Source organism: Pseudidiomarina fusca, assembly GCF_032227045.1.
Taxonomy (GTDB): Bacteria; Pseudomonadota; Gammaproteobacteria; order Enterobacterales; family Alteromonadaceae; genus Pseudidiomarina; species Pseudidiomarina fusca.
Genome location: NZ_JANFPJ010000090.1, coordinates 1 through 1,020 on the forward strand (window position 1 = coordinate 1; position 1,020 = coordinate 1,020).

At 37.0% G+C, this 1,020-nt stretch carries 1 protein-coding gene; it reads left to right on the forward strand.

Features of this window, described 5'->3' with window-relative positions; genetic code table 11:
• The first annotated feature begins 168 nt into the window (after window positions 1-168).
• The gene (locus NOG12_RS13175) at window positions 169-993 is read left to right on the forward strand and encodes a hypothetical protein (protein ID WP_110077110.1); all 825 of its coding nucleotides are present in this window, start codon (window positions 169-171) and stop codon (window positions 991-993) included.
• The last annotated feature ends 27 nt before the right edge of the window (window positions 994-1,020 follow it).

Consider the following 1,020-nt stretch of genomic DNA (forward strand, 5'->3'; position numbering starts at 1 on the left):
AAAAATAGTGCTTAGCAAAGTGTCCACTTTTAGTGGTACGGATCAAAGCACAAGTTTCTCAGGTTATTCCTAGTAGCGGTGGTTGTAGTGGCCCTTCTGACGTGATCGTCATTTGTTAAATTTTTAGTGGAGGGGTACCCCCTCCACTCTTTTTGTGACATTGAGCTTATGAATCATTCTTTTAAGTCTATTTTTACTTTAATGACTATCCTAGTCATTGGGGGGTGTTCGTCTACTGTGGTACCTACACCTAAAGGTTATGAAACAATATATCACGTTGTGGATTTTAAAAATGGGGATGTCGTTGTCACTTCAGCCTTTCAGTCCGAGTCAAGAATGGAAATGACAGGTACAGTAGATCAAAGCTTAGACTTTGTTAAGTTACACTCTTTTAAAAACGATTGGGCAAACATAACATTCACTGTACATAAAGAAAATAGTCATTGCTCTTCTGATTATAGTGCGCTGAGCGCGAACTTGACGAAGACATTCTACAAAGGAATATTAAAGGCTGAAAATCTGGATATAACTATTAATTTCATGCCGTTGAAAAACTTTCTGATTGAAGAGCGCTTTTCGCCTGAAGATGCCTATAATTTCTATTATCCTGTTGATTTCTGCGATCCTGCTGTTTTTCCGAGAGGCGCTATTTACGCCGCCGGAAAAGTAGTTCATGAAGTTTTTCATATTATAGCTTTTCATAATAAAAATATGCATATATCTAGTGAGGACGAAGAAGAAAGAGCAAATATTTTGCAATTTTGTAATGGGGTTCTTTCCGAACATCATGTAGAGTTTTCAGAAGACTATTTTTCTTTGGATTTCGAATTAGAAAGATCGTCTATTATGGCTAATAATTTTAGTAGAACCTACAGAGATTCGGCAATTGGCCGCTTAAGTGCGATGGAGAAAGTACGAAATCATTTGACCTCTGACGTTTCTGATGTTGATTTTTGTGAGAAAGAAGTCAGTAGGATTTTGGTTGATATTTAAGAGCAATATGTTGTTTGGCACAATCAG

Bases quoted from the DNA above. Each gene is read 5' to 3' on its own strand.
- NOG12_RS13175 (WP_110077110.1), top strand. From the start codon at position 169: ATGAATCATTCTTTTAAGTCTATTTTTACTTTAATGACTATCCTAGTC.